The 23,270-nt window shown below is 64.6% G+C and carries 22 protein-coding genes and 1 tRNA gene; 13 read left to right on the top strand and 10 right to left on the bottom strand.

Translation table 11 applies throughout. The features are described from left to right. The first annotated feature begins 73 nt into the window (after nucleotides 1–73). Nucleotides 74–149: transfer RNA gene (locus tag ON00_RS04060), tRNA-Lys, on the top strand. 634 nt (nucleotides 150–783) lie between these two features. Here the strand turns inward: ON00_RS04060 and ON00_RS04065 are convergent. Beyond that, the gene (locus tag ON00_RS04065; protein ID WP_029622422.1) at nucleotides 784–1,416 is read right to left on the bottom strand and encodes a TetR/AcrR family transcriptional regulator; all 633 of its coding nucleotides are present in this window, start codon (nucleotides 1,414–1,416) and stop codon (nucleotides 784–786) included. Between the two features lie 120 nt (nucleotides 1,417–1,536). On the opposite strand from ON00_RS04065, the gene ON00_RS04070 reads away from it, so the two are divergent. Then, complete coding sequence (locus ON00_RS04070; RefSeq protein WP_010403363.1) at nucleotides 1,537–2,484, top strand: SDR family NAD(P)-dependent oxidoreductase; 948 nt, start codon at nucleotides 1,537–1,539, stop codon at nucleotides 2,482–2,484. Between the two features lie 193 nt (nucleotides 2,485–2,677). Here the strand turns inward: ON00_RS04070 and ON00_RS04075 are convergent, their stop codons facing one another. From ON00_RS04075 to ON00_RS04100, 6 genes are all read right to left on the bottom strand, one after another. Next, on the bottom strand, nucleotides 2,678–3,451 hold the full coding sequence (locus tag ON00_RS04075) for a sulfite exporter TauE/SafE family protein (RefSeq protein WP_010403364.1): 774 nt from the start codon (nucleotides 3,449–3,451) through the stop codon (nucleotides 2,678–2,680). After that, nucleotides 3,448–3,888 carry a YeeE/YedE family protein gene (locus tag ON00_RS04080; RefSeq protein WP_010403365.1) on the bottom strand — a complete coding sequence of 147 codons (441 nt, stop codon included), beginning with the start codon at nucleotides 3,886–3,888 and terminating at the stop codon, nucleotides 3,448–3,450. The genes ON00_RS04075 and ON00_RS04080 overlap by 4 nt, the downstream gene beginning before the upstream one ends. Continuing rightward, complete coding sequence (locus ON00_RS04085) at nucleotides 3,885–4,292, bottom strand: YeeE/YedE family protein (protein WP_010403366.1); 408 nt, start codon at nucleotides 4,290–4,292, stop codon at nucleotides 3,885–3,887. The genes ON00_RS04080 and ON00_RS04085 overlap by 4 nt, the downstream gene beginning before the upstream one ends. Continuing rightward, entirely contained in the window at nucleotides 4,289–4,633 is a 345-nt protein-coding gene (gene bigR / locus ON00_RS04090; protein WP_010403367.1) for a sulfite-sensing transcriptional repressor BigR, read from the bottom strand. Before bigR ends, ON00_RS04085 begins: the two co-directional genes overlap by 4 nt. After that, entirely contained in the window at nucleotides 4,627–5,922 is a 1,296-nt protein-coding gene (gene blh / locus ON00_RS04095) for a bifunctional sulfur transferase/dioxygenase Blh (RefSeq protein ID WP_010403368.1), read from the bottom strand. Before blh ends, bigR begins: the two co-directional genes overlap by 7 nt. A gap of 192 nt (nucleotides 5,923–6,114) precedes the next feature. Next, nucleotides 6,115–6,738 (bottom strand): TetR/AcrR family transcriptional regulator, encoded by a 624-nt coding sequence (locus ON00_RS04100; protein ID WP_010403369.1) that lies wholly within the window; start codon nucleotides 6,736–6,738, stop codon nucleotides 6,115–6,117. Nucleotides 6,739–7,139: 401 nt separating this feature from the next. Here ON00_RS04100 and ON00_RS04105 point away from each other — a divergent pair, with 401 nt between their 5' ends. From ON00_RS04105 to ON00_RS04135, 7 genes are all read left to right on the top strand, one after another. Then, nucleotides 7,140–7,886: an SDR family oxidoreductase gene (locus ON00_RS04105; RefSeq protein WP_010403370.1), complete on the top strand. Its 747-nt coding sequence runs from the start codon at nucleotides 7,140–7,142 to the stop codon at nucleotides 7,884–7,886. A gap of 50 nt (nucleotides 7,887–7,936) precedes the next feature. Beyond that, nucleotides 7,937–8,446: a hypothetical protein gene (locus ON00_RS04110; protein ID WP_010403372.1), complete on the top strand. Its 510-nt coding sequence runs from the start codon at nucleotides 7,937–7,939 to the stop codon at nucleotides 8,444–8,446. Nucleotides 8,447–8,825: 379 nt separating this feature from the next. Then, complete coding sequence (locus ON00_RS04115) at nucleotides 8,826–9,503, top strand: response regulator transcription factor (protein WP_010403373.1); 678 nt, start codon at nucleotides 8,826–8,828, stop codon at nucleotides 9,501–9,503. Next, complete coding sequence (locus ON00_RS04120) at nucleotides 9,493–10,848, top strand: sensor histidine kinase (RefSeq protein WP_010403375.1); 1,356 nt, start codon at nucleotides 9,493–9,495, stop codon at nucleotides 10,846–10,848. Before ON00_RS04115 ends, ON00_RS04120 begins: the two co-directional genes overlap by 11 nt. Before the next feature lie 81 nt (nucleotides 10,849–10,929). Beyond that, nucleotides 10,930–14,148, top strand: a complete 3,219-nt coding sequence (locus ON00_RS04125; protein WP_010403378.1) for an efflux RND transporter permease subunit — start codon at nucleotides 10,930–10,932, stop codon at nucleotides 14,146–14,148. Beyond that, a complete protein-coding gene (locus ON00_RS04130; protein WP_010403380.1) occupies nucleotides 14,141–15,295 on the top strand; it encodes an efflux RND transporter periplasmic adaptor subunit in 1,155 nt (384 codons plus the stop codon). Before ON00_RS04125 ends, ON00_RS04130 begins: the two co-directional genes overlap by 8 nt. Next, nucleotides 15,255–16,724 carry an efflux transporter outer membrane subunit gene (locus ON00_RS04135; protein WP_010403381.1) on the top strand — a complete coding sequence of 490 codons (1,470 nt, stop codon included), beginning with the start codon at nucleotides 15,255–15,257 and terminating at the stop codon, nucleotides 16,722–16,724. Before ON00_RS04130 ends, ON00_RS04135 begins: the two co-directional genes overlap by 41 nt. Nucleotides 16,725–16,957: 233 nt before the next feature. On the opposite strand, the gene ON00_RS04140 is transcribed toward ON00_RS04135, so the two are convergent. Further along, nucleotides 16,958–17,887 carry a LysR family transcriptional regulator gene (locus ON00_RS04140; protein ID WP_010403382.1) on the bottom strand — a complete coding sequence of 310 codons (930 nt, stop codon included), beginning with the start codon at nucleotides 17,885–17,887 and terminating at the stop codon, nucleotides 16,958–16,960. A gap of 116 nt (nucleotides 17,888–18,003) precedes the next feature. Here ON00_RS04140 and ON00_RS04145 point away from each other — a divergent pair, with 116 nt between their 5' ends. From ON00_RS04145 to ON00_RS04160, 4 genes are all read left to right on the top strand, one after another. Further along, the gene (locus ON00_RS04145) at nucleotides 18,004–18,549 is read left to right on the top strand and encodes a carboxymuconolactone decarboxylase family protein (RefSeq protein WP_010403383.1); all 546 of its coding nucleotides are present in this window, start codon (nucleotides 18,004–18,006) and stop codon (nucleotides 18,547–18,549) included. A gap of 68 nt (nucleotides 18,550–18,617) precedes the next feature. Beyond that, on the top strand, nucleotides 18,618–19,250 hold the full coding sequence (locus ON00_RS04150) for a pyridoxamine 5'-phosphate oxidase family protein (protein ID WP_010403384.1): 633 nt from the start codon (nucleotides 18,618–18,620) through the stop codon (nucleotides 19,248–19,250). Next, nucleotides 19,247–19,720 (top strand): nuclear transport factor 2 family protein, encoded by a 474-nt coding sequence (locus ON00_RS04155; RefSeq protein WP_010403385.1) that lies wholly within the window; start codon nucleotides 19,247–19,249, stop codon nucleotides 19,718–19,720. The genes ON00_RS04150 and ON00_RS04155 overlap by 4 nt, the downstream gene beginning before the upstream one ends. A gap of 58 nt (nucleotides 19,721–19,778) precedes the next feature. Then, complete coding sequence (locus tag ON00_RS04160; RefSeq protein ID WP_010403386.1) at nucleotides 19,779–20,330, top strand: cytochrome P460 family protein; 552 nt, start codon at nucleotides 19,779–19,781, stop codon at nucleotides 20,328–20,330. A 69-nt stretch (nucleotides 20,331–20,399) separates the two neighbouring features. Here the strand turns inward: ON00_RS04160 and ON00_RS04165 are convergent, their stop codons facing one another. Together ON00_RS04165 and ON00_RS04170 are read right to left on the bottom strand one after the other, a co-directional pair. Further along, nucleotides 20,400–21,866 (bottom strand): serine hydrolase domain-containing protein, encoded by a 1,467-nt coding sequence (locus ON00_RS04165; RefSeq protein ID WP_010403387.1) that lies wholly within the window; start codon nucleotides 21,864–21,866, stop codon nucleotides 20,400–20,402. Nucleotides 21,867–22,181: 315 nt separating this feature from the next. Beyond that, nucleotides 22,182–23,243, bottom strand: a complete 1,062-nt coding sequence (locus ON00_RS04170; RefSeq protein ID WP_010403388.1) for a LacI family DNA-binding transcriptional regulator — start codon at nucleotides 23,241–23,243, stop codon at nucleotides 22,182–22,184. Nucleotides 23,244–23,270: the final 27 nt, after the last annotated feature.

Genomic DNA, 23,270 nt, shown 5'->3' on the forward strand with positions numbered 1-23,270 from the left:
CGCGGCGACACTGCTAACCGGCCTCCTCCCGCAGCGGTCGCGCCACCAAGCGCCTCGCCAGATCGCCGGAAATGGACGCATAGCTCAGTTGGTAGAGCAGCTGACTCTTAATCAGCGGGTCCTTGGTTCGAGCCCAAGTGCGTCCACCATAACCTTTTATATGATATCAGTTATTTAAACCGGATCCAGCCGCGAGCTTAAGAAGAAATGGGCTCTCACTGTGACCATTTTTGTGACTTTGGCAGGGCCTTTCTCGCTGGCGCGCAGTGTGGCCTGATTTGCGCTCAAAACCCGCTAGTCTGCATAAGGCCGCAAATGGTTGACCGGCGCGTGACACGTTCTGCTGCGTCGATTCCCGGATCGCCTGGACAAGATCGCTCTCGCCGGTGAAGTGAGGCCCGATCCCACCCCGAACAGCGTCGACATGCGCGAAGGCCACCCGGCCGCGTCGCCACGGAAAAGTCTAAGATCCAGCAAGGTTCTCACGCCTTGGCGATGCATTCCCATACCACATGAACAGCTTACCCGAAAGCTTGAGCCAGCCGACTGCCCGCGATCCGATTTCTGCTGTTCCTCGGTCGGGTGGCGAGAACCACGATTTTCGCCCCTTGCACCGGACAGCCAGGAGACGGCCCGGTTTGAGCCGCTTTCGGGGATCAGAGGCCGGATAGCGGCCCGTCGCGGGGCGTGGCGGTGCACGACCTGTTTTAGCCGCCGACTGACCCACGGTACCGAGCCAAGCGGTCGCGGTGCGGGCACGACTCGGCGCTCAGCGATCCAGCATCAACCTGCCACTACCGCACTTCCGCCCCGTGGCAGCAACACCAAGTCGGCCGCCTCATCGGCGTCTGTGAGCAACGTCTTACGCGGCGTGCCCAGCTGTGCCCGCATCGTCAGACCTCGCGCGAGGTCGGTCACTTGGCTCGCGCGTGCGGCGACGGGAAAGTCGGACGGGAGCTCTCCCGCGCTGATTGCATCGCGAAAACGGCGTTCCACCAGCGCCGCACCGGCGGTGGTCGCGTCCTTCAGGAACTGCCTGACCTCGGCGTCGTCCACGAGCGGCGCGACGCACACCATCAGACATCCTGCTGCCGATCCCGCCTCAGTCGCACTCTCGACGGCGTGTCTCAGGAAGCCGGCGATCGCGTCGCGAAGCGTTGGCACCGAGAAAAGCGCCTTCGCAGCGCGAGCGCCCTTTGCGTCCGCGTATGCCCGCAGCGCGCGTAGAAATAGCGTCCGCTTGTCCCCAAAGACGGAATACAGGCTTTGCCGCCTCACGCCCATGCCGGCGATAAGATCGTCGATCGTCACCCCATCATAGCTTTTCGACCAGAAAAGCTGCGTCGCTTTTTCCAGCGCTTCCGCCTCGTCGAAGCTTCGCGGCCGTCCCCGCGTTCGAGTGGAATTTGTTAGCATTTAGTCCAAAAGTCCTTGACCGTGCCGAGCCGTCGTTTATGTGCGGTTTCAGTCCAGAAATAGCAAGTCGGCGCTCGGTTCATAGCCCGCCGGACCAACCCTTTTACAGCGGAGCCGCCCATGGAACATTCGATTGCGCTTATCACCGGGGCGACGTCTGGCTTGGGGCAGGCGGCAGCCCGCTCGCTTGCCGCGGGCGACTGGCGGGAAATCATCATCACCGGACGCACGGCGGCGCAGATTGGGGAGACGGCCGCACAACTCGCGGCGGAGACCAACAAGAAGGTTTTCACGCCGTTGGAACTGGATTTGGACAAGCCGGCCAGCATCAAATCCGCGCTCGCCGAACTCATCAAGCGAGGTCGGCCTGTCGACTTCCTGCTGCTCAACGCCGGGATGGTCCCGGGCAAGGAGCGCGTCCTCACTGCGGCAGGGATCGAGGCGTCTCAGGCCCCGCTGATCGGCCATCATCAACTGACGGTCGGCTTGCTTCGCGCCAACCTCCTCAGCCCCGACGCGCGGATCGTTATCGCCAGTGCGGAGCCTGCCCGCGGCGGCGTGCCGATGTTCAAATATACCGACGCACCCGCTTTCGCAGCCAGATACTTCCGCGACGACCAAACGGCCGCTGTCGAAGCCCTGATCCGCAGCGGGCCGCACGTGCAGTACGCGCCCAACACCGCCTATGCCGACGCGAAGCTCATTGTCGCATGGTGGGCGGCGGCGCTGGCACGGCGGTTGCCCTCCGGAATGGCCGTCTATGCGGTCTCGCCAGGTGCGTCGAACGCCACCAACGTCGCACGCAACGCTGGCCCCCTGCTGAAGTACCTGATGATTCCGATCGTGAACCTCATCCCCGGGATGAATCAGACGCCGGAGGTCGCGGCCAGCCGTTACCTTCAGGCGTCGGCGTTCGGAACCGACCTCTCAGGGCAATTCTTCGCCTCGGCGCAGGGGAAGTTCTCAGGCCCAATGGAGGTGCAACGCCACCCCCACCTCCTCGATGGCGCCAACCAGGAAGCCGCGTGGCAGGCCGTCGTCAACGTCTCCGGAGTCGACGTGATTTGATCTGTAGTCGCGACAGCGGGCGCGCGCCGGGCACCACTACCCTGCTGCCGGCGTCCGTCGCGGCGATGTCAGTCCGCCTTTAATCAGACCATATCATCCATAATTAGGGGGCAACCATCGCCCCCCACAGAACGGACATAGGCAACGACATGAAGATACGAAACGATGCAGCCCCCGCTCCGGTGCGCGATCCTCAGAAGGGTTGATTGCGGTAGATCACATAAATGGCCACCAACAGGACCAGCCCGCTGAAGATGCGATTCAGGAGGTTCTTGCGCGAAGACAGCCTTGTCGCGAGCACCATGCCAAGGATGCCGCCTCCAAGGCCACCCGCGATGAACTCAATGGCGACCTGCCAGTCGACCAGGTCGGCCCGAGCATAGTTGAGCGCCGTTGCAAGGCCGAAGGTCCCGACGGCGAGCAATGAGGTGCCGATCGCGCTGATCATGGGCATGCCGGTGGACAGCATAAGCGCCGGCACAATGAGGAACCCGCCGCCGATGCCGAAGAAGCCCGAGGCCGCGCCGGTAAGGAGCGCCGCGAGCCCCGTGTCCAAGCACATACGAAGATCGACCGGGCGCTGCCGGTCAACTCGATCACGCCCCTTACGCAGCATGAGCAAGGCCACTACGATCATCAGCAGCCCGAACAGGAACAGCAACCGCTTGCCGTCGATCAACATGCCGAGGCTCGACCCCAGCGCCGCGCCGAGCGAGCCCACAAGCGCGAACACCACCGCGCAGCGCCACCAAACATGCCCCTTGCGCGCATGACCGATGAAGTTGGCATAGGCATTGGCCGAGACGGCCAGCGCCCCCGTGCCGATGGCGACATGCGGATTGGCGACGCCCACGGCATAGAGAAGGAGCGGCGTTGCCAGGATCGACCCACCGCCGCCGATCAGCCCCAGCGTGAAGCCGACAAGCCCACCTGAAGCTAAGGCGGCCAGGTCATGCCAGGAGATCATGGCAAAACCTTCTGCAGGGCGCGGTCCTGCAGGATCATGCCCGCTGCCATGGCGCAAACGAACAGCGCGACGGGGGCAAGGCCGGTCGTCAACGCGGAGAGTGCAGGCCCGGGGCAAAATCCAGCAAGCCCCCATCCAATACCGAAAATCGCCGAGCCGATGACCAAGCGCGCATCAATCCCCGTTTTCTCGGGCAGATGAAACCGGGCATCGAGGACGGGCTTTGCCATCTTTCGCTGAAGCAGGACCCCCGGCACCGCGACGATCACCGCGCCGCCGAGCACGAACATCAGGCTCGGATCCCATCGGCCGCTGGCGACATCGAGAAAACCGGCGATGCGCGCCGGGTTCATCATGCCGGACAGGGCGAGACCGAAGCCGAAGATCGTGCCGGCCAGCAGCGCGACCAGAAGACGAAGGGCGGCGTGACGGTTCATCTGAGCAAACCCATTATTGTCGCAGCAACGATGCCGCTGGTGAGGAAGGTCGCCGTCGCGGCCAGCGAGCGCTTCGAGAAGCGGGCGATGCCGAGAATGCCGTGGCCCGAGGTGCAGCCCGAACCCATGCGCGCGCCGACGCCAACAAGGAGACCGGAGACGAGAATAAGCGGTGTTGAAGCGATGATCGTCACCACAGGCGGCTGACCGAACGCTGTGGTGTAGAGCATCGGGCCTGCGAGAAGGCCAACGACAAAGGCGATGTTCGGTGCAATCTGCTGCCCGCCGAGCAGACGGCCAACGATGCCGCTGATGCCGACAATCCGGCCATTGACGACAAGCAAAAGCGCCGCCGACAGGCCTAAGAGCATGCCACCGGCCAGCGAAGCCAGGTAGGGTGTCATAGCGGTTGCTCGGGAGCGCAGAAGATGGCGTAGAGCGCGTGGATCAGTTGCGCGGCCTTCGCTTCGCTGAGCCTATAGAAGATCTGCTTGGCGTCGCGCCGGGTTTCGACCGCACCGGCCTCGCGCAGCACGCCGAGCTGCTGCGAGAGGGTGGGCTGATGGATGCCAAGGCGCTGTTCCAGTGCGCCGACCGAATATTCACCCTCGGCGAGCGTGCAGGCGAGCATCAGCCGAACCGGATGGGACAGCGTCTTCAGCAGTGCCGCCGCCTCGCCAGCGTGCTTCTCCATCTGGGCGAGGCCTGCGGCGGATTGGCCGATGGTGTCGTCAGGCGTCACCATGTCGTCACCCCGAGCGCATCCAGCGGAAATTTCAGATAGCGCGTGCCATTGGCTTCGGGCTCGGGCAAGCGGCCGCCGCGCATATTGACCTGAATCGCGTGAAGAAGGAGCTTGGGCATGCCCAAGGTCCGGTCGCGCGCCTCGCGCTGCGCAACGAAGCGGGTCTCGTCGCTGCCCGAGACATGCAGATTGCGCTTTTGCTCGCGCACGGTGCTTTCCCAGCGCGGATGACGGCCGCCCGGCTGATAGTCATGGCCGGTGAACAGGCGTGTGTCGTCCGGCAAAGCGAGGATCTGCTGGATCGAACTCCACAATACGGTCGCGCTACCCCCCGGAAAATCGGCGCGCGCGGTGCCCCCGTCCGGCATGAACAGCGTATCGTGGATGAAAGCCGCATCGCCGATCACATAGGTGATCGACGAGAGCGTATGGCCCGGCGAAAACAGGACATGCCCCTCGATCGAGCCAACATGGAACGTCTCGCCGTCCGAAAAGAGCCGATCCCATTGCGAGCCGTCGGTTGCGAGGTCCGGCGCATTGTAGATGCGGTTCCACAGCGTTTGCACGTCGGTGACATGGGCACCCGTCGCGGTCGGCGCGCCCGTCTTCCCCTTGATATACTGTGCGGCCGAAAAGTGATCGGCATGGGGATGGGTGTCGAGAATCCAATCGACCGTCAGCCCCTCCCTCGCCACATAGGCGAGGATGGCGTCGGCGTTCATCGTGCCGGTGGCACCCGATTTCTCATCGAAGTCGAGGACCGGATCGATGATGACGCAATGGTTCGTTGCTGGATCGGTGACGATATATTGGACGCTCGATGTCCGCGGATCGAACCAGGCCTTGACCTTGGGCACCCGCGCGTCTTCGGCATCAAGCCAGCGGACAGCGGCGGTCAGGTCGAAGCCATGCTTCTGGCCGAACGCTTCGATCTCCTCGCGCTGCATGCGGCCCTCGCGGACTTCGCCAAGGACATAGAGCATCAGCGCCCGTGCACCGCTTTTGCAATGGGCCAGCACCGGCCCTTTCGCGCTGCCAACGGCAAGCTGGAAGGCCGTAATATCGGCCTCGGTTATCCCGGCTGCACCCGTAACCGGGATAAAGCTGTAAGACAGCCCGGCAGCGTCGGCCGCGGCCTTCTCGGCGGCATTGCCGGGCTGGTCGGGCTGCTCGCCGTCGGGGCGGACGTTGATGAGGGCGCTGTAACCGTGCGCCGCGAAGGTCGCGAAAGCCGACAGCTCGGGTTGTGCGCTCACTGACAGCCGGTCATTGATCCTGATGGTATCCATGCGCTTGTTCCTCGTTTCACTATACATAATATAATAATATATATTGATTAGATTTCAAGGCCCGTCCCGCCAACTCTTGGCAATGGTTTTCGGGGGGCGATGCGGAGTCGTTCCGATGAAGGACACCCGAAGATAGATGCCGCCCCCCTGCCCCACGATCTGGGGCACACGACCGTGAGAGCTGCGGCTCTCCTAGGCAGCCGGCTTAGGTGATGGTGGCAGAACCAAGCCTACCGCGTCTTCGGCATCTTTAAGCAGCGTCTTGCGCGGGGTGCCCATTTGCGCACGCATCACCAGCCCGCGGGCAAGATCCATGACTTGAATGGCGCGGGCGGACGCGGGAAAGTCGGGCGGTACTTCGCCGGTGACCATGCCGTCTTGAAAGCGGCGTTCCACCTGTGCCGCGCTCGCCGCCGCGACGTCCTGCACGAACTGGCGGACCTCTGCGTCATCCACCAGCGGTGCGACGCACGCGAACAGACATCCGGGAGCCGTTCCCTCCGCAGTCGCGCTCTCCACGGCGTGCCGCAGGAAGCCGACGAGCGAAGCGCGCACCGTTGGTGGCGAGAAGAGCGCCTTTGCGGCAAGCGCGCCGTACGCCTCGGCATAGGTTTTCAGCGCGCGTAGGAAGATCGTCCGCTTGTCCCCGAAGACGGAATAGAGGCTCGGCCGTCCTACGCCCATCCCGGCGACGAGATCGTCGATCGTCACGCCGTCATAGCCCTTCGCGCGGAACACCAGGATTGCCTTTTCCAGCGCCTGCTTCTCATCGAAGCTACGCGGTCGCCCGCGCGATCTGGTGGCATTCTGCAACATCAGGTTTTCGACTCCTAAGCCATCTCACTTCCATGAATATATAACCATATAGTTTTCATTTCGCAAGTCATCCCTGAGACAGGCGCGCCCCGAGTCGATCACCCCCTCGCATCCTCCTGGAGCGCACAAGACGTCAAGCGCGCTCGCCACCACGGCTTTGATGAGGGGCTTTCCGGGCCAGAACGCTCGATACATCCCTCGAAAGCTGAACGAAATCGCAGCCAATGTGCACAGGCAGCCTGACCCTCCAAGCGACGATGGCGCAACGAGTCCCCCCAGGGCCCTTCGATAAATTAAAATCACATAGTTCAAAAATACCTTGACCGGTGCGCTCTGCCTAATTACTTACGGAATAGTTCAAAACGAACGCGGCACTTCTGCCACCAACAGGGACAAAGCACATGAATCGCTACGACGGTAAAAAGGTTGTCGTCATCGGTGGCACAAGCGGCATCGGCCTCACGACGGCGAAGATGCTGCTTGCCGGCGGTGCGCGCGTTCTGGTGACGGGGCGCTCGCAAGCTGGCCTCGAATCCGCGCAGAAAGAGCTTGGCGAAGACGCTCTGGTCGTTGCGAGCGACGCCGGTTCCCTAACCGATATCGACGCCCTCGCCACGCACGTGAAGGACGCGTTCGGCAGTTTCGACCTTCTTTTCGTCAATGCCGGCGTCGGGGTCTTCGCGCCGTTCGAACATACCACCGAGGCCATGTATGACGACGTGTTCAACGTGAATACGAAGGGGGCCTTCTTCGCGGTCCAAAAGCTCGCGCCCTTGATCCACCGGGGCGGTTCGGTCGTCCTCACGACCGCGATTTCCAATGTCAAGGGAATGCCGATGCTGGCCGCGTCCGGAGCGACCAAGGCGGCGCTGCGATCCTTTGCGCGAACGTTCGCGGTCGAACTGGCTCCCCGCGCCATCCGCGTCAACGCGGTGTCGCCCGGCCCGATCGACACGCCGACCTGGGACAAGTCGTTTCCCGACAAGGCGACAGTTGCCCATATCACCCGGCAGATGCGCGAAGCCAATCCGATGCAGCGGATGGGAACAAGGGAAGAAGTCGCCAAGGCGGTGCTCTTCCTCGCGTTCGACGCCACCTACACCACCGGTGCCGAGCTTCCGGTCGATGGCGGGCAGTCGCAACTCTGACGCAGATTTTTCCAGCCCAACGCTTCCCGAATTGAAAGGACCTGATCGTCATGAACGCCGAGATCGCCATGTATATGGCGCAGATTTTCAACACCCTCGCCTTTACCGCTCTGGGGGTGTGGTATGTCGTGCCGCGACTACAGAAGCTCAGCCGCGCAGCAGCGCTGATGGCATTGACGGCCGTCCATTTGGGCCGAACGCTGTGCCTGGAGCTTTATTCCTCGCAAGACGCCGGCCTGAAAATGGCCAATGCTGTTCGTGATCATATCGTCATTGGCGATATTGCCGGGTGGGCGCTGGCGTTGGTGATTCTCTTCAGCCTCCGCTCACGGCTCAATGCGTCGATCGCGCTGATATGGCTGCTCGTCACGGAGACGATTCTCGATTTCGGGTCGACCTTTGTCACGATTGTCCGTGCCGGCACAATCGGCGACATAAACGGAACCTCATGGATGATCATCGCCTTTTATCTGCCAATCGTCTACGTGGCCCTCGGCCTCACGATTTGGCAGCTTATTACACGACGCCATGAACCCCTGTTTCAAGACGAAGGTCGATAGTAGCCGCCATCAAGTAAAGTTAAAGGCCGCCTTTTCTTTATCGATATGCTTGGTTTCTCGCCGGACTGAAGAGGCGCAGGTCCTTCCACCCCGCTCCTGCTCCGTCATCCGATTTGAGCCGTAGGGCGACTATGGCCGGGTTTCGGATGACGGACTTCAAAGGCTGCCTTTCGCCCAGCACGTCCGGCGATCAGGCAGCCCAAGCACGGACGCTCAAAGCCTCTTCGCGGCTCCCAACTTCCGCCATTTGCTCGGCTTCGCGATCGTGCCCGTCCGACACCCCGTTGTCGTGCCATCCACAAGCGATACCGCGCCGAAAATCTAGGGAGGGTCGCGGGGCTGCCCTATTACGGCCGCGATGACCCACAAAGGAACCGTTATGGCCCGCATCCTTGTCATCGAAGACGATCCAGCCACGGCAGACCACATCGTCGCGTCGCTGCAGGCGCATGGCCATGTGACGACCCACGTCGCGGATGGTGCGCTGGGATTGGAGCGTGCGACGCGGGAACCGTTCGATGCGGCGACGCTCGATCGCATGCTGCCGGGGTGTGATGGTTTGTCGGTGGTGGAGGCCTTGCGCGCACGCCGCATCTCCCTCCCCGTCTTGATGATCAGCGCGCTCGGCGATGTCGACGAGCGGATTGCGGGCTTGCGCGCGGGCGGCGACGACTATCTGGTGAAACCGTTCGCGCCCGAGGAAATGGCGATGCGGATCGAGGTGCTGCTGCGCCGTCGCGAAGACCCGGCCAACACCGCGACGCTGCAGGTTGGCGATCTCGTGATCGATCTCCTCCGGCGCGAGGTGACGGTCGCCGGGCAGCCGGTGCGCTTGCTGCACATGGAGTTCCGCTTGCTCGAATTTCTCGTGCGCCACGCGGGCGAAACGCTGAGCCGCCGGATCATCTTCGAACAGGTCTGGGGCTATTATTTCGATCCTGGGGCCAATCTCATCAACGTCCATATCGCGCGGCTGCGCAAGAAACTCGACCGGCCCGATCGGCCGTCGGCGATCGTCACCGTCAAGGGCGAAGGCTATCGCTTCGATGCCGATTGAACGGCTGCATCTCGGGCAGATCCGCCGGACCAGCACATTTCGGCTGACGGCCCTCTTCGGGCTGGTGTTTGCTGTGGGCGTCATCGCGCTGCTTGGATTGATCTACGGCCTGTCGGCGCGCGAGCTGACGCTGCGCACCGATCGCATCCTGCGGGTCGAAGCGCGCCGACTGCGCGCGAGTTCGCCCGAGACGCTGCCCGAACGGATCACCAGCGCGCTCGCCCACAGTACCAGCGGCCTCAACTATTTTGCGCTGCAATCGCGGAGCGGCGAACCGATCGTGGGCAACCTCACCATCGTTCGCAGCTTCCGCTTCGACCATCCCGTCAACATCGCCGCGCAACCCGGCGCGCATGGGCCGCTGCGCGTGCTGGCGATCGAAGCCCCAACCGGTGAGACGATCCTGATCGCGCGCGACATCGCGCCGATCGTCGACCTGCGCCGCCGCATTCTCGAAATCCTCATCGGCAGCGGCATGGCGATCGTCGTGCTCGTGCTCGGGGCCGGCGTGCTGCTGAGCCTCGCGCCGCTGCGCCGCGTGCGCGACCTGCAGGCGACCAGCCGCGCGATCGCAGCAGGGCGTTTCGACTTGCGGATGCCGGTCAGCACACGCGGCGACGAACTCGACCTGTTCGCAGGCACGGTCAACACGATGATCGAGGAGGTCGAGCGTGTGGTGGCGCAGGTCAAGGGTGTGACAGATGCCGTCGCGCATGATCTGCGCACGCCGCTGGCGCATGTCCGCGGACAGCTCGAACGCGCCATTGCGCTGCCGGATGCGGACCCGCGCTCGGTCGCGCTCAACCGGGCCGCGATGGTCGATCTCGATCTCGTGCTCGAGCGGTTCGGCGCTTTGCTGCGCATCTCGCAGCTTGAGGCGAGTGGCCGCCAGGCGGGCTTTACGACTATACCGCTCGCGCCGCTGCTGGACAGCCTGTGCGAGCTCTACGAGCCGCTGGCCGAAGATGCGGGCGTCGCGCTGCGGCTCGGGCCGATCCCCGACGCGACGATCCGCTGCGATCCGCACTTGTTGTTCGAGGCGATCAGCAACCTGCTCGACAATGCGATCAAGTTCAGCCCTTCGGGCGGCGAGGTCGTGCTGGGGGCGTCGCTCGATCCCGAGGGGGTGAGCCTTACCGTGCGCGACACTGGGCGCGGTCTTGCCCCGCATGAACGCGCAGCGGCGCTGCGGCGCTTCTATCGCGGGGTCGATGCGGCGGGAATCCCCGGCAGCGGGCTGGGCCTTTCCATCGTCGCGGCGATCGTCCATCTGCACGGCTTTACGCTCGAACTGGGCGACGCCGCCCCCGGCCTGATCGTCCGGATTCGAGCCCCCGCCGCCTGAGGTGAAATTCATTTAATTAGCGCTGCACTGCAACACGCATAAATGGAGCCCCGTCTTTCCTCTGGAAACATCGGGTCCACCGTGCTGCAGATCGTCAAACTTGCCCTCAGCAAGCCCTATACCTTCGTCGTTCTGGCGATCCTGATCGTGTTGGGGGGATCGATCGCCTGGCTCGAAACCGCCACCGATATCTTCCCCGACATCAAGATCCCGGTGATCGCGGCGGTGTGGACCTATCGCGGCCTGCCGCCCAAGGACATGTCGGGCCGCGTCGTTTACTATTACGAGCGCTCGCTCTCCAGCACGGTCAACGATATCGACCATATCGAAAGCCAGTCGCTCAACGGCGTCGGCATCGTGAAGATCTTCTTCCAGCCCGGCGTCGACATCCGCACCGCCTCGGCGCAGGTCACCGCAGCCTCGCAGACAGTGCTCAAGCAAATGCCGCCGGGCATCACCCCGCCGCAGATCCTCAATTACAACGCCTCGACCGTCCCGATTTTGCAGCTCGCGCTGTCGTCGAAGGATCTGAGCGAGCAGAAGATCTACGACCTCGGCCAGAACTTCATCCGCCCAGCGCTCGCCTCGGTCCAGGGTGCGGCAATCCCCTCGCCTTATGGCGGCAAGGAACGCCAGATCCAGATCGATCTCGATCCCGCAGCGCTCCAGGCGCGGCACCTCTCGGCGGGCGATGTCGGTGCAGCACTTGCCGCGCAAAACCAGATCGTGCCCGCCGGCACCGCCAAGATCGGCCAGTACGAATATAACGTCCGGCTCAACAATTCGCCCGAACTGGTCGATCAGCTCAACGACCTGCCGATCAAGACCGTCGACGGGACGACGGTGTTCATGCGCGACGTCGCGCACGTCCGCGATGGCTCACCACCGCAGCGCAACGTCGTACGCGTCGATGGCGGCCGCGCGGTGCTGATGACAATCCTCAAATCGGGTGCAGCTTCGACCATCGCGATCGTCGACCAGGCCAAGGCGCTGCTGCCGGGGCTCAAGGCGACGCTGCCGCCCTCTCTCAAGGTCCAGCCGCTCTCGGACCAGTCGCTGTTCGTCAAGGCGGCGGTGTCGGGCGTGATCAAGGAAGGGGCGATCGCGGCGGCGCTGACCAGCATGATGATCCTGCTGTTCCTCGGCTCGTGGCGCTCGACCGTAATCATCGCCGCCTCGATCCCGCTCGCCATTCTTGCGGCAGTCGCCGGGCTGGCGGTGGTCGGGCAGACGCTCAACATCATGACGCTCGGCGGGCTCGCGCTCGCAGTCGGCATCCTGGTCGACGATGCGACGGTGACGATCGAGAACATCAACTGGCACCTCGAGCAGGGCAAATCGGTGCGCGATGCGATCCTCGATGGCGCGCAGCAGATCGTCCAGCCCGCTTTTGTTTCGCTCTTGTGCATCTGCATCGCCTTCCTGCCGATGTTCTTCCTCCCCGGAATTGCGGGCTTCCTGTTCGCGCCAATGGCGATGGCCGTGGTGTTCGCGATGATCGCGTCGTTCATCCTGTCGCGCACACTGGTGCCGACGATGGGCAATTTCCTGCTGCGCGAACATGCCACGCCGCACACCGCAGAGATCATGGTGTCGCACGATGCCCGGACCGGCCGGGCGGAAACGCGCAACGTGTTCATCCGCTTCCAGAGCGGGTTTGAGCATCGTTTCGAAAGCGTGCGCGCTTATTATGTCGCGATCCTTGCCTTCGCCTTGGCGCGGCGGCGTGTCTTCGTGCCCGCCTTCATGGTCGTGGTGCTGCTGTCGTTCGCGCTGGTGCCGATGCTCGGCCGCAATTTCTTCCCGACGATCGACGCCGGGCAGATCAACCTCCACGTCCGCGCGCCGATCGGCACGCGGATCGAGGAGACCGCCGCGATGTTCGACCATGTCGAGGACCGCATCCGCGCGACCATTCCCGCCGACGAACTGGTGTCGATCGTCGACAATATCGGGATGCCGGTATCCGGCATTAACCGCGCTTATTCGAACACCGGCGGCGTGGGTTCACAGGACGGCGACATCCTGGTCACGCTCGCCGAGAATCACGCACCGACTGCTGACTATGTCCGGCGGCTGCGCGCAGCCTTGCCCGACGCCTTTCCCGGCTCGGTCTTCTCGTTCCTGCCCGCCGACATCATCAGCCAGATCCTGAACTTCGGCGCGCCCGCCCCAATCGACGTGATGGTGACTGGCAGCGACAGCAAGCATGGCGAAGCCTATGCGCATCTGCTCGCCGAGCGGATGCGCCACATCCCCGGCATCGCCGACGTCCGCGTGCAGCAGACCGAGGCCGCCCCCGAACTCGGCTTCGACGTCGACCGCGCGCAGGCCGATCGCGTCGGGATCACCGAGAATGACGTGACGCGCAGCCTCGCCGTCAACCTCGCGGGCAGCTCGCAGATCGCGCCCACTTTCTGGCTCAACCCCAAAAACGGGGTGTCCTACCCAATCGTCGTGCAGACGCCGCAATATCGCACCGGCTCGCTGTCGGACCTCCAGAACCTCCCAATCACCGGATCGGGCACCGGTGCCTATCAAATCCTCGGCGGACTCGGCACGCTCCACCGTGAGCCATCGCCCGCAGTCGTCACGCACTATGCGCTGCAACAGTCGTTCGACGTCTATGCGACGACCCAAGGGCGTGACCTCGGCGCGGTGGCAGGCGACATCCAAAAGGTGATCGATGGCACCAAGGCGGCGTTGCCCACCGGGTCGGCGGTGACCTTGCGCGGCCAGGTGCGGACGATGAACGCAGCTTTCTCGGGGCTCATCTTCGGCCTCATCGGGGCGATCGCGCTGATCTACCTGCTGATCGTCGTGAATTTCCAAAGCTGGGTCGATCCTGCCGTTATCGTCTCGGCGCTGCCCGCCGCGCTCGCCGGGATCGTCTGGATGCTGTTCGCGACGCAGACCCCGTTATCGGTGCCCGCGCTGACCGGTGCCATCATGTGCATGGGCGTCGCCACCGCCAATTCGGTGCTCGTCGTCAGCTTCGCGCGCGAGCGCCTGGCCGAGACCGGCGACGCGCTCCGCGCCGCCGCCGAAGCCGGTGCCACCCGCTTCCGCCCGGTGCTGATGACCGCGCTCGCGATGATCATCGGCATGGCGCCGATGGCACTTGGCCTCGGCGAAGGCGGCGAGCAGAATGCGCCGCTTGGCCGCGCGGTGATCGGCGGGTTGATTTGCGCAACGCTCGCCACGCTCGTCTTCGTGCCCGTCGTCTTCGCGCTCGCGCACCGCCGCGAGCGCCGCCCTACCCCAACCCCTTCGACAATCGGACAGCTCGCTCATGGATGAAGCCCTCGCCGCCACCCCGCCCAAGGGGCTCAAAACCGCCGGGATCGTCGCGCTCGTCGCCGCCGCCGGCGTGGTCGCCACCGGTACAGTCCTCCGCTTTCACGAAACCCGCGAAGCGCAGACCTGGTCCGACGCACGGTCGGTGCCGACGGTCCATCTCGTCGCGATCACATCCTCGGCGGCGAGTGACACGCTCGCTTTGCCCGGTACGATGCAGGCCTGGAACATGGCCAAGCTCTATGCACGTGTCGGCGGCTATGTCAGCGGCTGGTACAAGGATATCGGCGCACCGGTCGCGGCGGGAATGCCGCTCGGTCGGATCGACACGCCCGAGCTCGACCAGCAGATCATCGCGGCGCGCGCTGCTTTGGTCAGCGCGCAGGCCCATGCCGGGCTCGCGCGCAGCACGGCGGCGCGCTGGAACGACTTGCTCACCGACAATTCGGTGTCGAAACAGGAAGCCGACGAAAAGAATGGCGATCTCGCGGTGCGCAACGCCGCCGTCCTGTCGGCGCGCGCCGATCTCGGGCGGCTGCTCGCGCTGAAGACCTTCGCCACGGTGCGCGCCCCCTTTGCCGGGACAGTGACACTCCGCTCTGCCGATATCGGCGATCTGGTCGGGCCGGGCGCGACGGCGCAGCAACCGATGTTCGTCGTCGCCGACACCCGGCGAATCCGCATTTATGTCAACGTGCCGCAAAGCTATTCGGCGACGATGACGCCGGGGCTGCCCGCGACGCTGAGCGTGCCCGATTATCCCGGTCGCAGCTTCACGGCGCACGTCGTCGGCAATTCGGGCGCGATCGCGCCTCAAAGCGGCACCTTCCAGGTCCAGCTCACCGCCGACAATCCCGACGGCGCGCTGCGCCCCGGCGGCTTTGCACAAGTCAGCTTCAACGTGCGCGGGCAAACGCGGACGGTGCAAATCCCCTCGACCACGCTGCTGTTCCGCGCGCAGGGCACGCAAGTCGCGACGGTCGATGCCGCGCACCACATCCACCTCCAGCGCGTCACGCTCGGGCGCGATCTCGGCCCGACGGTCGAAGCGCTGTCGGGGCTCTCGCCGACGCAGAAAATCGTCGACAATCCACCCGATTCGCTCACCGATGGACAATTGGTGCGCGTGGACGGAGGCGCGCGTGGCTGACCGATTGCGCGCGGCGATTGCGGCGATCGCGCTGGCGAGCCTTGCTGGCTGTTCGTTCGCGCCGCCCTACCATCCGGCGATCACCCCGACGCCGCCCGCTTTCAAGGAAGCCGGGCCCTGGCAGCCTGCGGTCGCGACCGGCCCGATCGTGCCCGACGCGTGGTGGAGCGTATTCGCCGATCCAACGCTCGACGGTCTCGAACAGAAGATCGCGACCGACAATCCGACGCTCGCGGGTGCGCTGGCCCGCTACGATGCTGCCCGCGCCTATCTCGGCCAGGCCCGCGTAGGCTTGCTCCCGCAGCTTGGTGCCGACGCCAGCGTCACGCGCAACCGCCAGTCTGACAACCGTCCGCTGCGCGGCAGCAACCAGCCGGACGTTTACGGAGCCAACACGATCGAGGCGGGCTTCGGCTACGAACTCGACCTGTGGGGTCGCGTGCGCAACAGCGTCGCTGCGGGCAAGGCCGAAGTGCAGGCCTCGGGCGACGATCTTGCCGCAATCCGGCTCAGCCTGCAGGCCGAGCTCGCCTCGGACTATATGGCGCTGCGTGGTCTTGACCGGCAGTCCGAGCTGCTCGTCCAGACTGTGGATGCCTTCGCCAAGGCTGATCATCTGATCGCGCGACGCTTCCAGGCCGGGATCGTCAGCGGGATCGAGACCAGCCGCTCGGGCGCACAACTGGCCGAGGCGCGCGCGCAGCTCGCCGACGTCGCGGCCGCGCGCGCTTTGACCGAGCATGCAATCGCGAGCCTGGTCGGAACGTCCGCCTCGGCCTTCACCATCACCCCGGCGACAACGCCATTCGCGATACCTGCAGTGCCGCTCGGCGTACCGGCAACCTTGGTCGAGCGCCGTCCCGACATCGCCGCCGCCGAACGCCGCATGGCCGCGGCCAATGCCGGGATTGGCATCGCCAAGGCCGCCTTCTTCCCCGCGATCCGGCTTGGCGGAAGCGCGGGCTTCCAAGATACCGGGCTGCCGGGTCTGCTGTCTGCGTCGAACACGATCTGGTCGATCGGGCCGAGCGCGGTGTTGAACCTGTTCGACGGGGGCCGCCGTCGCGCCGAACTCGCAGTCGCGCGCGCGCGCTGGGCGAGCGCCGCGGCCGACTATCGCGCGACCGTGCTGACCGCATTCCAGCAGGTCGAGGACAATCTCGCGCAGCTTCACCATCTCGGCGACGAAGCGGACGCCGAGAATGAGGCGGTGCGCCAGGCGGCGGCGACCGAGCGCCTTTCACTCAACCGCTACGACAAGGGTGCCGTCACCTATCTCGAGGTGTTCACCGCGCAAACCACGGCGCTTCGCACGCGCCGCGCCGCGCTCGACCTCGAGACACGCCGACTGCAAGCGAGCGTCCGCCTGATCCGCGCGCTGGGGGGCGGATGGTCGGCGCAACACGGTGGGGGCGCGGCATCGAGTTGACGCCTTATCCAGGCCGCGCCGGTTCGGCCGCGTGAAACGGTGAACACCGCGTGGCGTCCCTGTCCGCAGAGTCAGAATCCAAGCCGTCCAGAAATCCAGCGGCTCCTCAATTTCGGCGAAAACTCTGACTCAGAACGTCCCGGTTTCCGGGATCAGATCACCTTTTGCTGATGCTCCCATTTCATCTCGCGCGGAGCGCGTGACGACTATTTCCGTGTCGGTGCGGTGGGAAGCTACGAGCGCGGTCCGGGGCGGCCGGTGGGTGCCCTGGCGGTCAGGTCCAGCCCTCCAAAATGGTCCCGCGCTGCCTCGACGAACGCCCGCACGTTCACCGATCCACGGCGGTTCGCCTGATAGACGAGATGAACCGGGACAGGAGGCGGTGCCGCATCGTCATGCAAGGATACCAGCGTGCCGGCAGCGATCGCATCGATCGCCTGATAGGACAGCACCCGCGCGATGCCCATGCCATCGACCGCGGCGGCGATGGCGGCGTCGGCGGTGTTGACGATCAGGCGCGGCTCGATCCGGATCGCCGGCTTGCCGGCCGGGCCGAACCGCCATTCCGGCGCACGGTCGATCTCGGCGAACGAGATCAGGTCATGATCGTGCAGCGCGGGGATATTCGCCGGCATGCCGCGTGCGGCGAGATAGGCTGGACTGGCCACCAAGATACGACGCACCTCGGCGACTTTGAGCGCATGCAGCGAACTGTCGGACAAGTCGCCAATCCGCACCGCCACGTCGATGCCCTCATCGACCAGCCGAACCACCCGGTCGATCAGCGTCAGCGAGACTCTAAGGGCGGGATGCGCGCGCAGCAGATGATTCACCAACGGCAGGATATGCAGCCGCCCGAAGGTGACCGGGGCGGTAATGACCAGCGTCCCGCCCGGCGTGGCACCATCCCCTCGCAACGACAATGCGGCATCGTCGAGTTCGACCAACGCGGCGCGGCAGCGTTCCAGATAGGCGGCCCCCTCCTCGGTCAACCGCACCGACCGCGTCGTGCGGCGCAGCAGTGCCGTGCCCAGCGACGCCTCGAGCGATGCCACCGCGCGGCTCGCGGCGGTCGGTGATATCCGCATCTGGCGCGCCGCCTCGGCGAAGCTCGCCAAATCGGCGACCGCGACGAAGGTGCGCAGCTCTTCCAGTCGGTCCATAATTATCCCGATATCCGCACCAGTGAAATGTATGATGAACGGATTATCACAATCCGCCAGGAATGACATCTTTACTGGGCGGGCGGCATCCAGCCGCCAGCATCGGAGAAGATCCCATGTCCCGCCTCGCCATCCCCGCCCGTGAAGATGCCCCCGCCGCAGCGCAGCCGCTGCTTGCCGCCGTCGAGAAACAACTCGGCGTCGTCCCCAATCTGTTCCGCCTCGTGGCCACCAGCCCTGCCGCGCTTGAAGGCTATCTCGGCCTCAACGCCGCGCTCGGCCGCACGCTTGATGTCAAAACGCGCGAACGGATCGCCATCACCGTCGCCCAGGCCAATGGCTGCGACTATTGCCTGTCGGCGCACAGCTATCTCGGGCTGAACCTCGCCAAGATCGACGACGCCGAGATCACGCTGAACCGCGCCGGCCATTCGGGCGATGCCAAGGCCGATGCCGCGATCATATTCGCCCGTCAGGTCCTCGCCGCGCGCGGCAAGGTCAGCGACGCCGACATGGCGGCTGTCCGCCTCGCCGGCTTCAGCGAGGCGCAGGTGATCGAGATCGTCGCCTCGGTCGCGCTCAACGTGCTGACCAACTATATCAATAACGTCGCGGAAACCGACATCGACTTCCCCGTCGTCCTCACAGCGCAAGCTGCCTGACCCCTTGCCGTCGGCGGGCTCCCCAACGCCCCCGCCCGCCGACGGCATCCTATGCTGCGGAACCGCTCATGCCATATGGCTTTCTCGACATCGCGACCACGCCGAGCGTCCATGCCGCGCAAGTCGCCCATGGCAGCGCCGGACTGTACGAAAAGGTCGGAGCGAACCGCACGTTCGATCGCTTCGGCCCGGCTGAAGAAGCCTTCATCGCCGCGCGCGACAGCTTCTATCTGGCGAGCGTGTCGGAAACGGGCTGGCCCTATGTCCAGCATCGCGGTGGCCCGCCGGGCTTTGTCAAAATCCTCGACGACAAGACGCTTGGTTTCGCGGATTTCCGGGGTAACCGGCAATATATCAGCCTGGGCAATACTGCGGTGAACGACCGTGTCGCGCTGATCTTGATGGACTATCCAGCGCGCAGGCGGCTGAAGCTCTACGCCCGGATCGAGGCGCGCGATCTTGCCGCCGACGCCGCCCTCGCGGAAAAGCTCACTTTGCCCGGCTATCGCGGCATACCCGAGCGTGCTTTCCTGCTTCATCTCGAAGCGTTCGACTGGAACTGCCCGCAACATATCACACCGCGCTTTACCGAGAGCGAGGTCGCCGCCGCGGTCGCGCCGCTGCGCGCGCGCCTCGCCGAACTCGAAACCGAAAACCAGGCGCTGCGCGACGCGCTCGCCCACCGTGGAGACTCGCTATGACCGTAGAACTGCCCCGCGCCCCGCTGCCACCCTTTACCCGCGAGACCGCGCTGCTCAAGGTTCGCGCTGCGGAAGATGCCTGGAACAGCCGCGATCCTGAACGTGTCGCGCTCGCTTATACCGTGGACAGCGAGTGGCGAAACCGCGACCGGATGCTCAGCGGGCGAGCCGAGATCATCGACCTGCTCACCGCCAAATGGGCGCGCGAGGAGGAGTATCGCCTGGTCAAGGACCTCTGGGCCTTCACCGACAACCGCATCGCGGTCCGTTTCCAATATGAATGCCGCACCGAAGGCCAATGGTATCGCTGCTACGGCAACGAACAATGGGAGTTTGCCGAGAACGGCCTGATGCGCCGCCGCGAGGCCTCCGTGAACGACCTGCCGATCGCAGCAAGCGAGCGCCGTTTCCTATGGATCGCACCGGCCCCACGGCCCCTGGAGCATCCCGGCCTGGTCGGTGTGGACTGATCCCCTGAGCGCCACCCCGCCAGCACGCTCCAGCCAACACCGGAACAGGACAATGCCCATGATTCGCGCACTCAAGCTGCTCACCCCGTTGCTGCTGATCGCCAGCGCTAACGCGAGCGACGCGCCGCGCTATAACGACGCTGGTGAACTCATGGTCCCCGCCGACTATCGCGACTGGATCTTTCTGACCTCGGGGCTGAACATGAACTATGGCGATGAGCCGATCGCCGGGCACGATACGTTCGACAATGTCTTTGTCGATCCGGCCTCGTGGCGTGTTTTCAAGGCGACGGGACGCTGGCCGCAGGGTACCATCTTCGTGAAGGAAGGCCGCCGGGGCGCAACCAACGGCTCGATCAACCGCACAGGGCAGTTCCAGACCGAACAGCGCGCCTATCTTGAATTTCACATCCGCGACGCGAAGCGCTTTCCGAGCGGCTGGGGGTTCTTCGAAGCCACCGACGACATGCCCGCGAAGGTGCTCCCCACCTCGGCGAGCTGCTACACCTGTCACCAACAGCACGCGGCGGTTGAGACGACCTTCGTCCAGTTCTACCCGACCGCCAAACCGATCGCGGTAAAAGCGGGCACGTTCGATGCCAGCAAATAGCCCCCCGCCAGTCTGAGTACCCCTGACGCCCCGCCGCGCCCGATCCTCCTGCTCTAGCTCGGACCGCCGCTACGTGCCCTTGCGCAGGGTCTTCAGCTTCTCGGCGCTATGGTCATTGTTCGGGTTCAGCATCAGGGCGCGCTCATATTCCGCAATTGCGCCGGTCTTGTCCCCGATCTCGGTCAGGGCATCGGCATAGCTGTCATGCGCGTTCGCGCTGTCCGGGTGCGCGGCGACGTTATAGGCGAAGATCGCGGCGGCTGCCCGCGCACGCTTAGCGAAAAGCAGGCGATAGCCCCATTCGTTCACCCGATCCTCGTTCAGGTGCAATTCGGGATGCTGGCGCCGCACAGCTGCCACGCTGCCCGGCACATCGGCATAGTCAGTCGCCTCCAGCGTGCGCTGCAGCAACGCCAAACCAGCGGGTGCGCCGAACACGGCAACATGGATCGCGCCGGCGAGTTGTTCCAGCTGATACTGTACGTCGCCATTGCCGCGATTGGTCAGCAGGACGATCCCGTAACGCAGGGCTGGATAAAAATCGCAATAGCTGGAGCAGCCGAAACTGCCGCCGCTATGTCGATAATAAAGCTGGCTGTCGGCAGCCTTGGCGATGATCCAGTGAAAGCCGATCGCCTGATGCTCCGGCGTTCCCCACAGCGGCTGCTGGGTCTGTGCAACGGCAGGATCGCGCGCGGCGATTTGCCCCTCAAGATAGCGGGCCATGTCGGCCGTGCCATAGCGCAAACCACCCGCCGGCAGGACGATCGGTAGCGACAGCGCCGGCATTGCCGTCTCATCATAACCAATTGCGAGCCGCGCGGGTGAGATTGCCCCGGTGCCGCCGCGCATCCCGAACGGCTTTTCGATATAGCGGGCGACCAAGGTCGGATAAGACTGGCCGTAAATTCGCGACAATAAGATGCCAAGCAATTGCGAGGCCGTGTTGGAATGGCGCGTTTCCTTGCCAGGCGTATCGACCAGCTTGGCCTTGGCGAGATCGCGAAGGAAGTCCGACGCCGTATAATCCTTGTAAAACTGCGTGACGCGCAGCGGCAGTTCGGCGGGCGTCGGGTTGCCCAGCGCGCTATGCCAATCGGGGATATTGTCCGGCAGGGCCGAGGTGGTCGTGACAATATCGGCAAAGGTGACCGCGCGCCCGTCTTTGGCCAGATTATCAAAGCCGGACGGCAGATAGCGGCGGATATCGTCGGCGAGCGCGACGCGCTTCTCCTGGATCGCATGCGCCAAGATCAGCCCGGTGAAAGTCTTGGTGATCGACCCGATCTCATAAGCGGTATCTTTACTGGCGCGCGCGCCCTCGCGTACCGCGAAACCGGCATCGTGATAGTGCGTCACCCCGTTGCGCACGATCGCGACGGAGATGCCGTCGGCCTTCGCCTCCTTCAAAAAGGTTGCGAGCAGCGGCGCGATCGGACCGACCGACACTGCGGCGCGAAGTCCCACGGGCGTGGCAGAGAAGGCCAACGCGGGTGCCGCTTTCAACAGATCACGCCGCAACCATTCTCGCTTCATCGCTCGCCTCCCGTTAATACGAGATCAGTATCGAGACTTCGCTGCGGCGTCGATGTTTCAGGCGATGCATTGTGGTTCAAGATCACGCCGGCGGCCGCCCCCGTACCCAATGGCAACGGTCTCGCAGGTGCTGCCGTCTGAATCCCGGCTTTGCCGTGATGGAGACACGTTAGACGCTCGATCAACGACGTGGGTTCCGTGCGGTGAGGTTTGTCGACGCGGCGGATGCCGACGTCCATACGCTCCGCCTTGCCCGCATCGCGCGGCTCGAGAAGCGCCTGGACGCGCTCGAGCGCCCCCGCCCGTACCCTCGACTCAGGCTTCGCGCTCGCGCGCGCGACGGGTGGATTCGCGCACGATCAGCGTCGAGGGCAATACCACCGGCTCGGTCGAGGCCGTGGTGCGCCCGGCGCACGCATCGATGATCCGTTCGACCGCTTTGGCGGTGATGTCGGCTATCGGCTGCGACACGGCGGTCAGTGCCGGGCTAGCAAAGCGCACGATTGGCGTGTCGTCGAAGCTGATCAGCGACACGTCCTCAGGCACGCTCAGCCCTCGGCCGCGCACCGCCGCCAGCGTCGCCAGCGCGGCCTGGTCATTGGCCGCGATGATCGCGGTCACACCGGCGCGGTCGAGCAACGCCCGCGCCGAGACAAGACCGGCCCCGTAGGAAAAGTCGCCCGTCTCCAGCAGCCCCTCGGACGAAAGCCCCGCCGCCGCCATCGCGGCCTGCCAGCCCTCGACGCGCCAGGCGCTCAGCTCATACTCGCCAGGCCCGGCGATGAAGCCGATGCGGCGATGGCCAAGCGCCAGCAGATGTTCGGTCGCCAGGCGCGCGCTTCCGCGATCGTCCTGCACCAGCATATGCCCCGGCCCTTCCGCCACTGAGCCGATGCGGGCGATTTCGATCCCCTTCTCGGCCAGCAACCGCAGGATCACCGGGTTTTGCGAATGCGGCGGGGTGAGGATCGCGCCGTCGGGCTGAAGTGCTGCGATCGCCGCACCCAGTTCACGCTCGATCTGGTCGCTCTGTGTGTCGACCAACTCGACAATCATGCGATAGCCGTGCGCGGCGCAGGCGAGCATACCGCCGAGCAGCATCTGATCCACCCAGTCCCGCCCTTCGCGCGCACGCCAATCGGCAATCGTGCGCTCACGATCGTTGAGCGCGAGGATCAGGTAGGAGCGCGATCCGCTCATCCGCTGCGCCGCCAGCGAGGGGACATAGCCGAGCTTGGCGATCGACGCCTGCACCCGGTGCAGCATCTCGGGCCGCACGCCCGGTTCCTTGTTGATCACCCGGCTTACCGTCTGCAGCGAAACGCCGGCATCGGCCGCGACATGGCGGATCGTCACGGATTGGCGCCTACGAGACATGCAACTTCCTCTCCTGTATCGTCTTTG

The sequence above is a fragment of the Sphingomonas echinoides ATCC 14820 genome (genome assembly GCF_000241465.1).
Classification (GTDB): Bacteria; Pseudomonadota; Alphaproteobacteria; order Sphingomonadales; family Sphingomonadaceae; genus Sphingomonas; species Sphingomonas echinoides.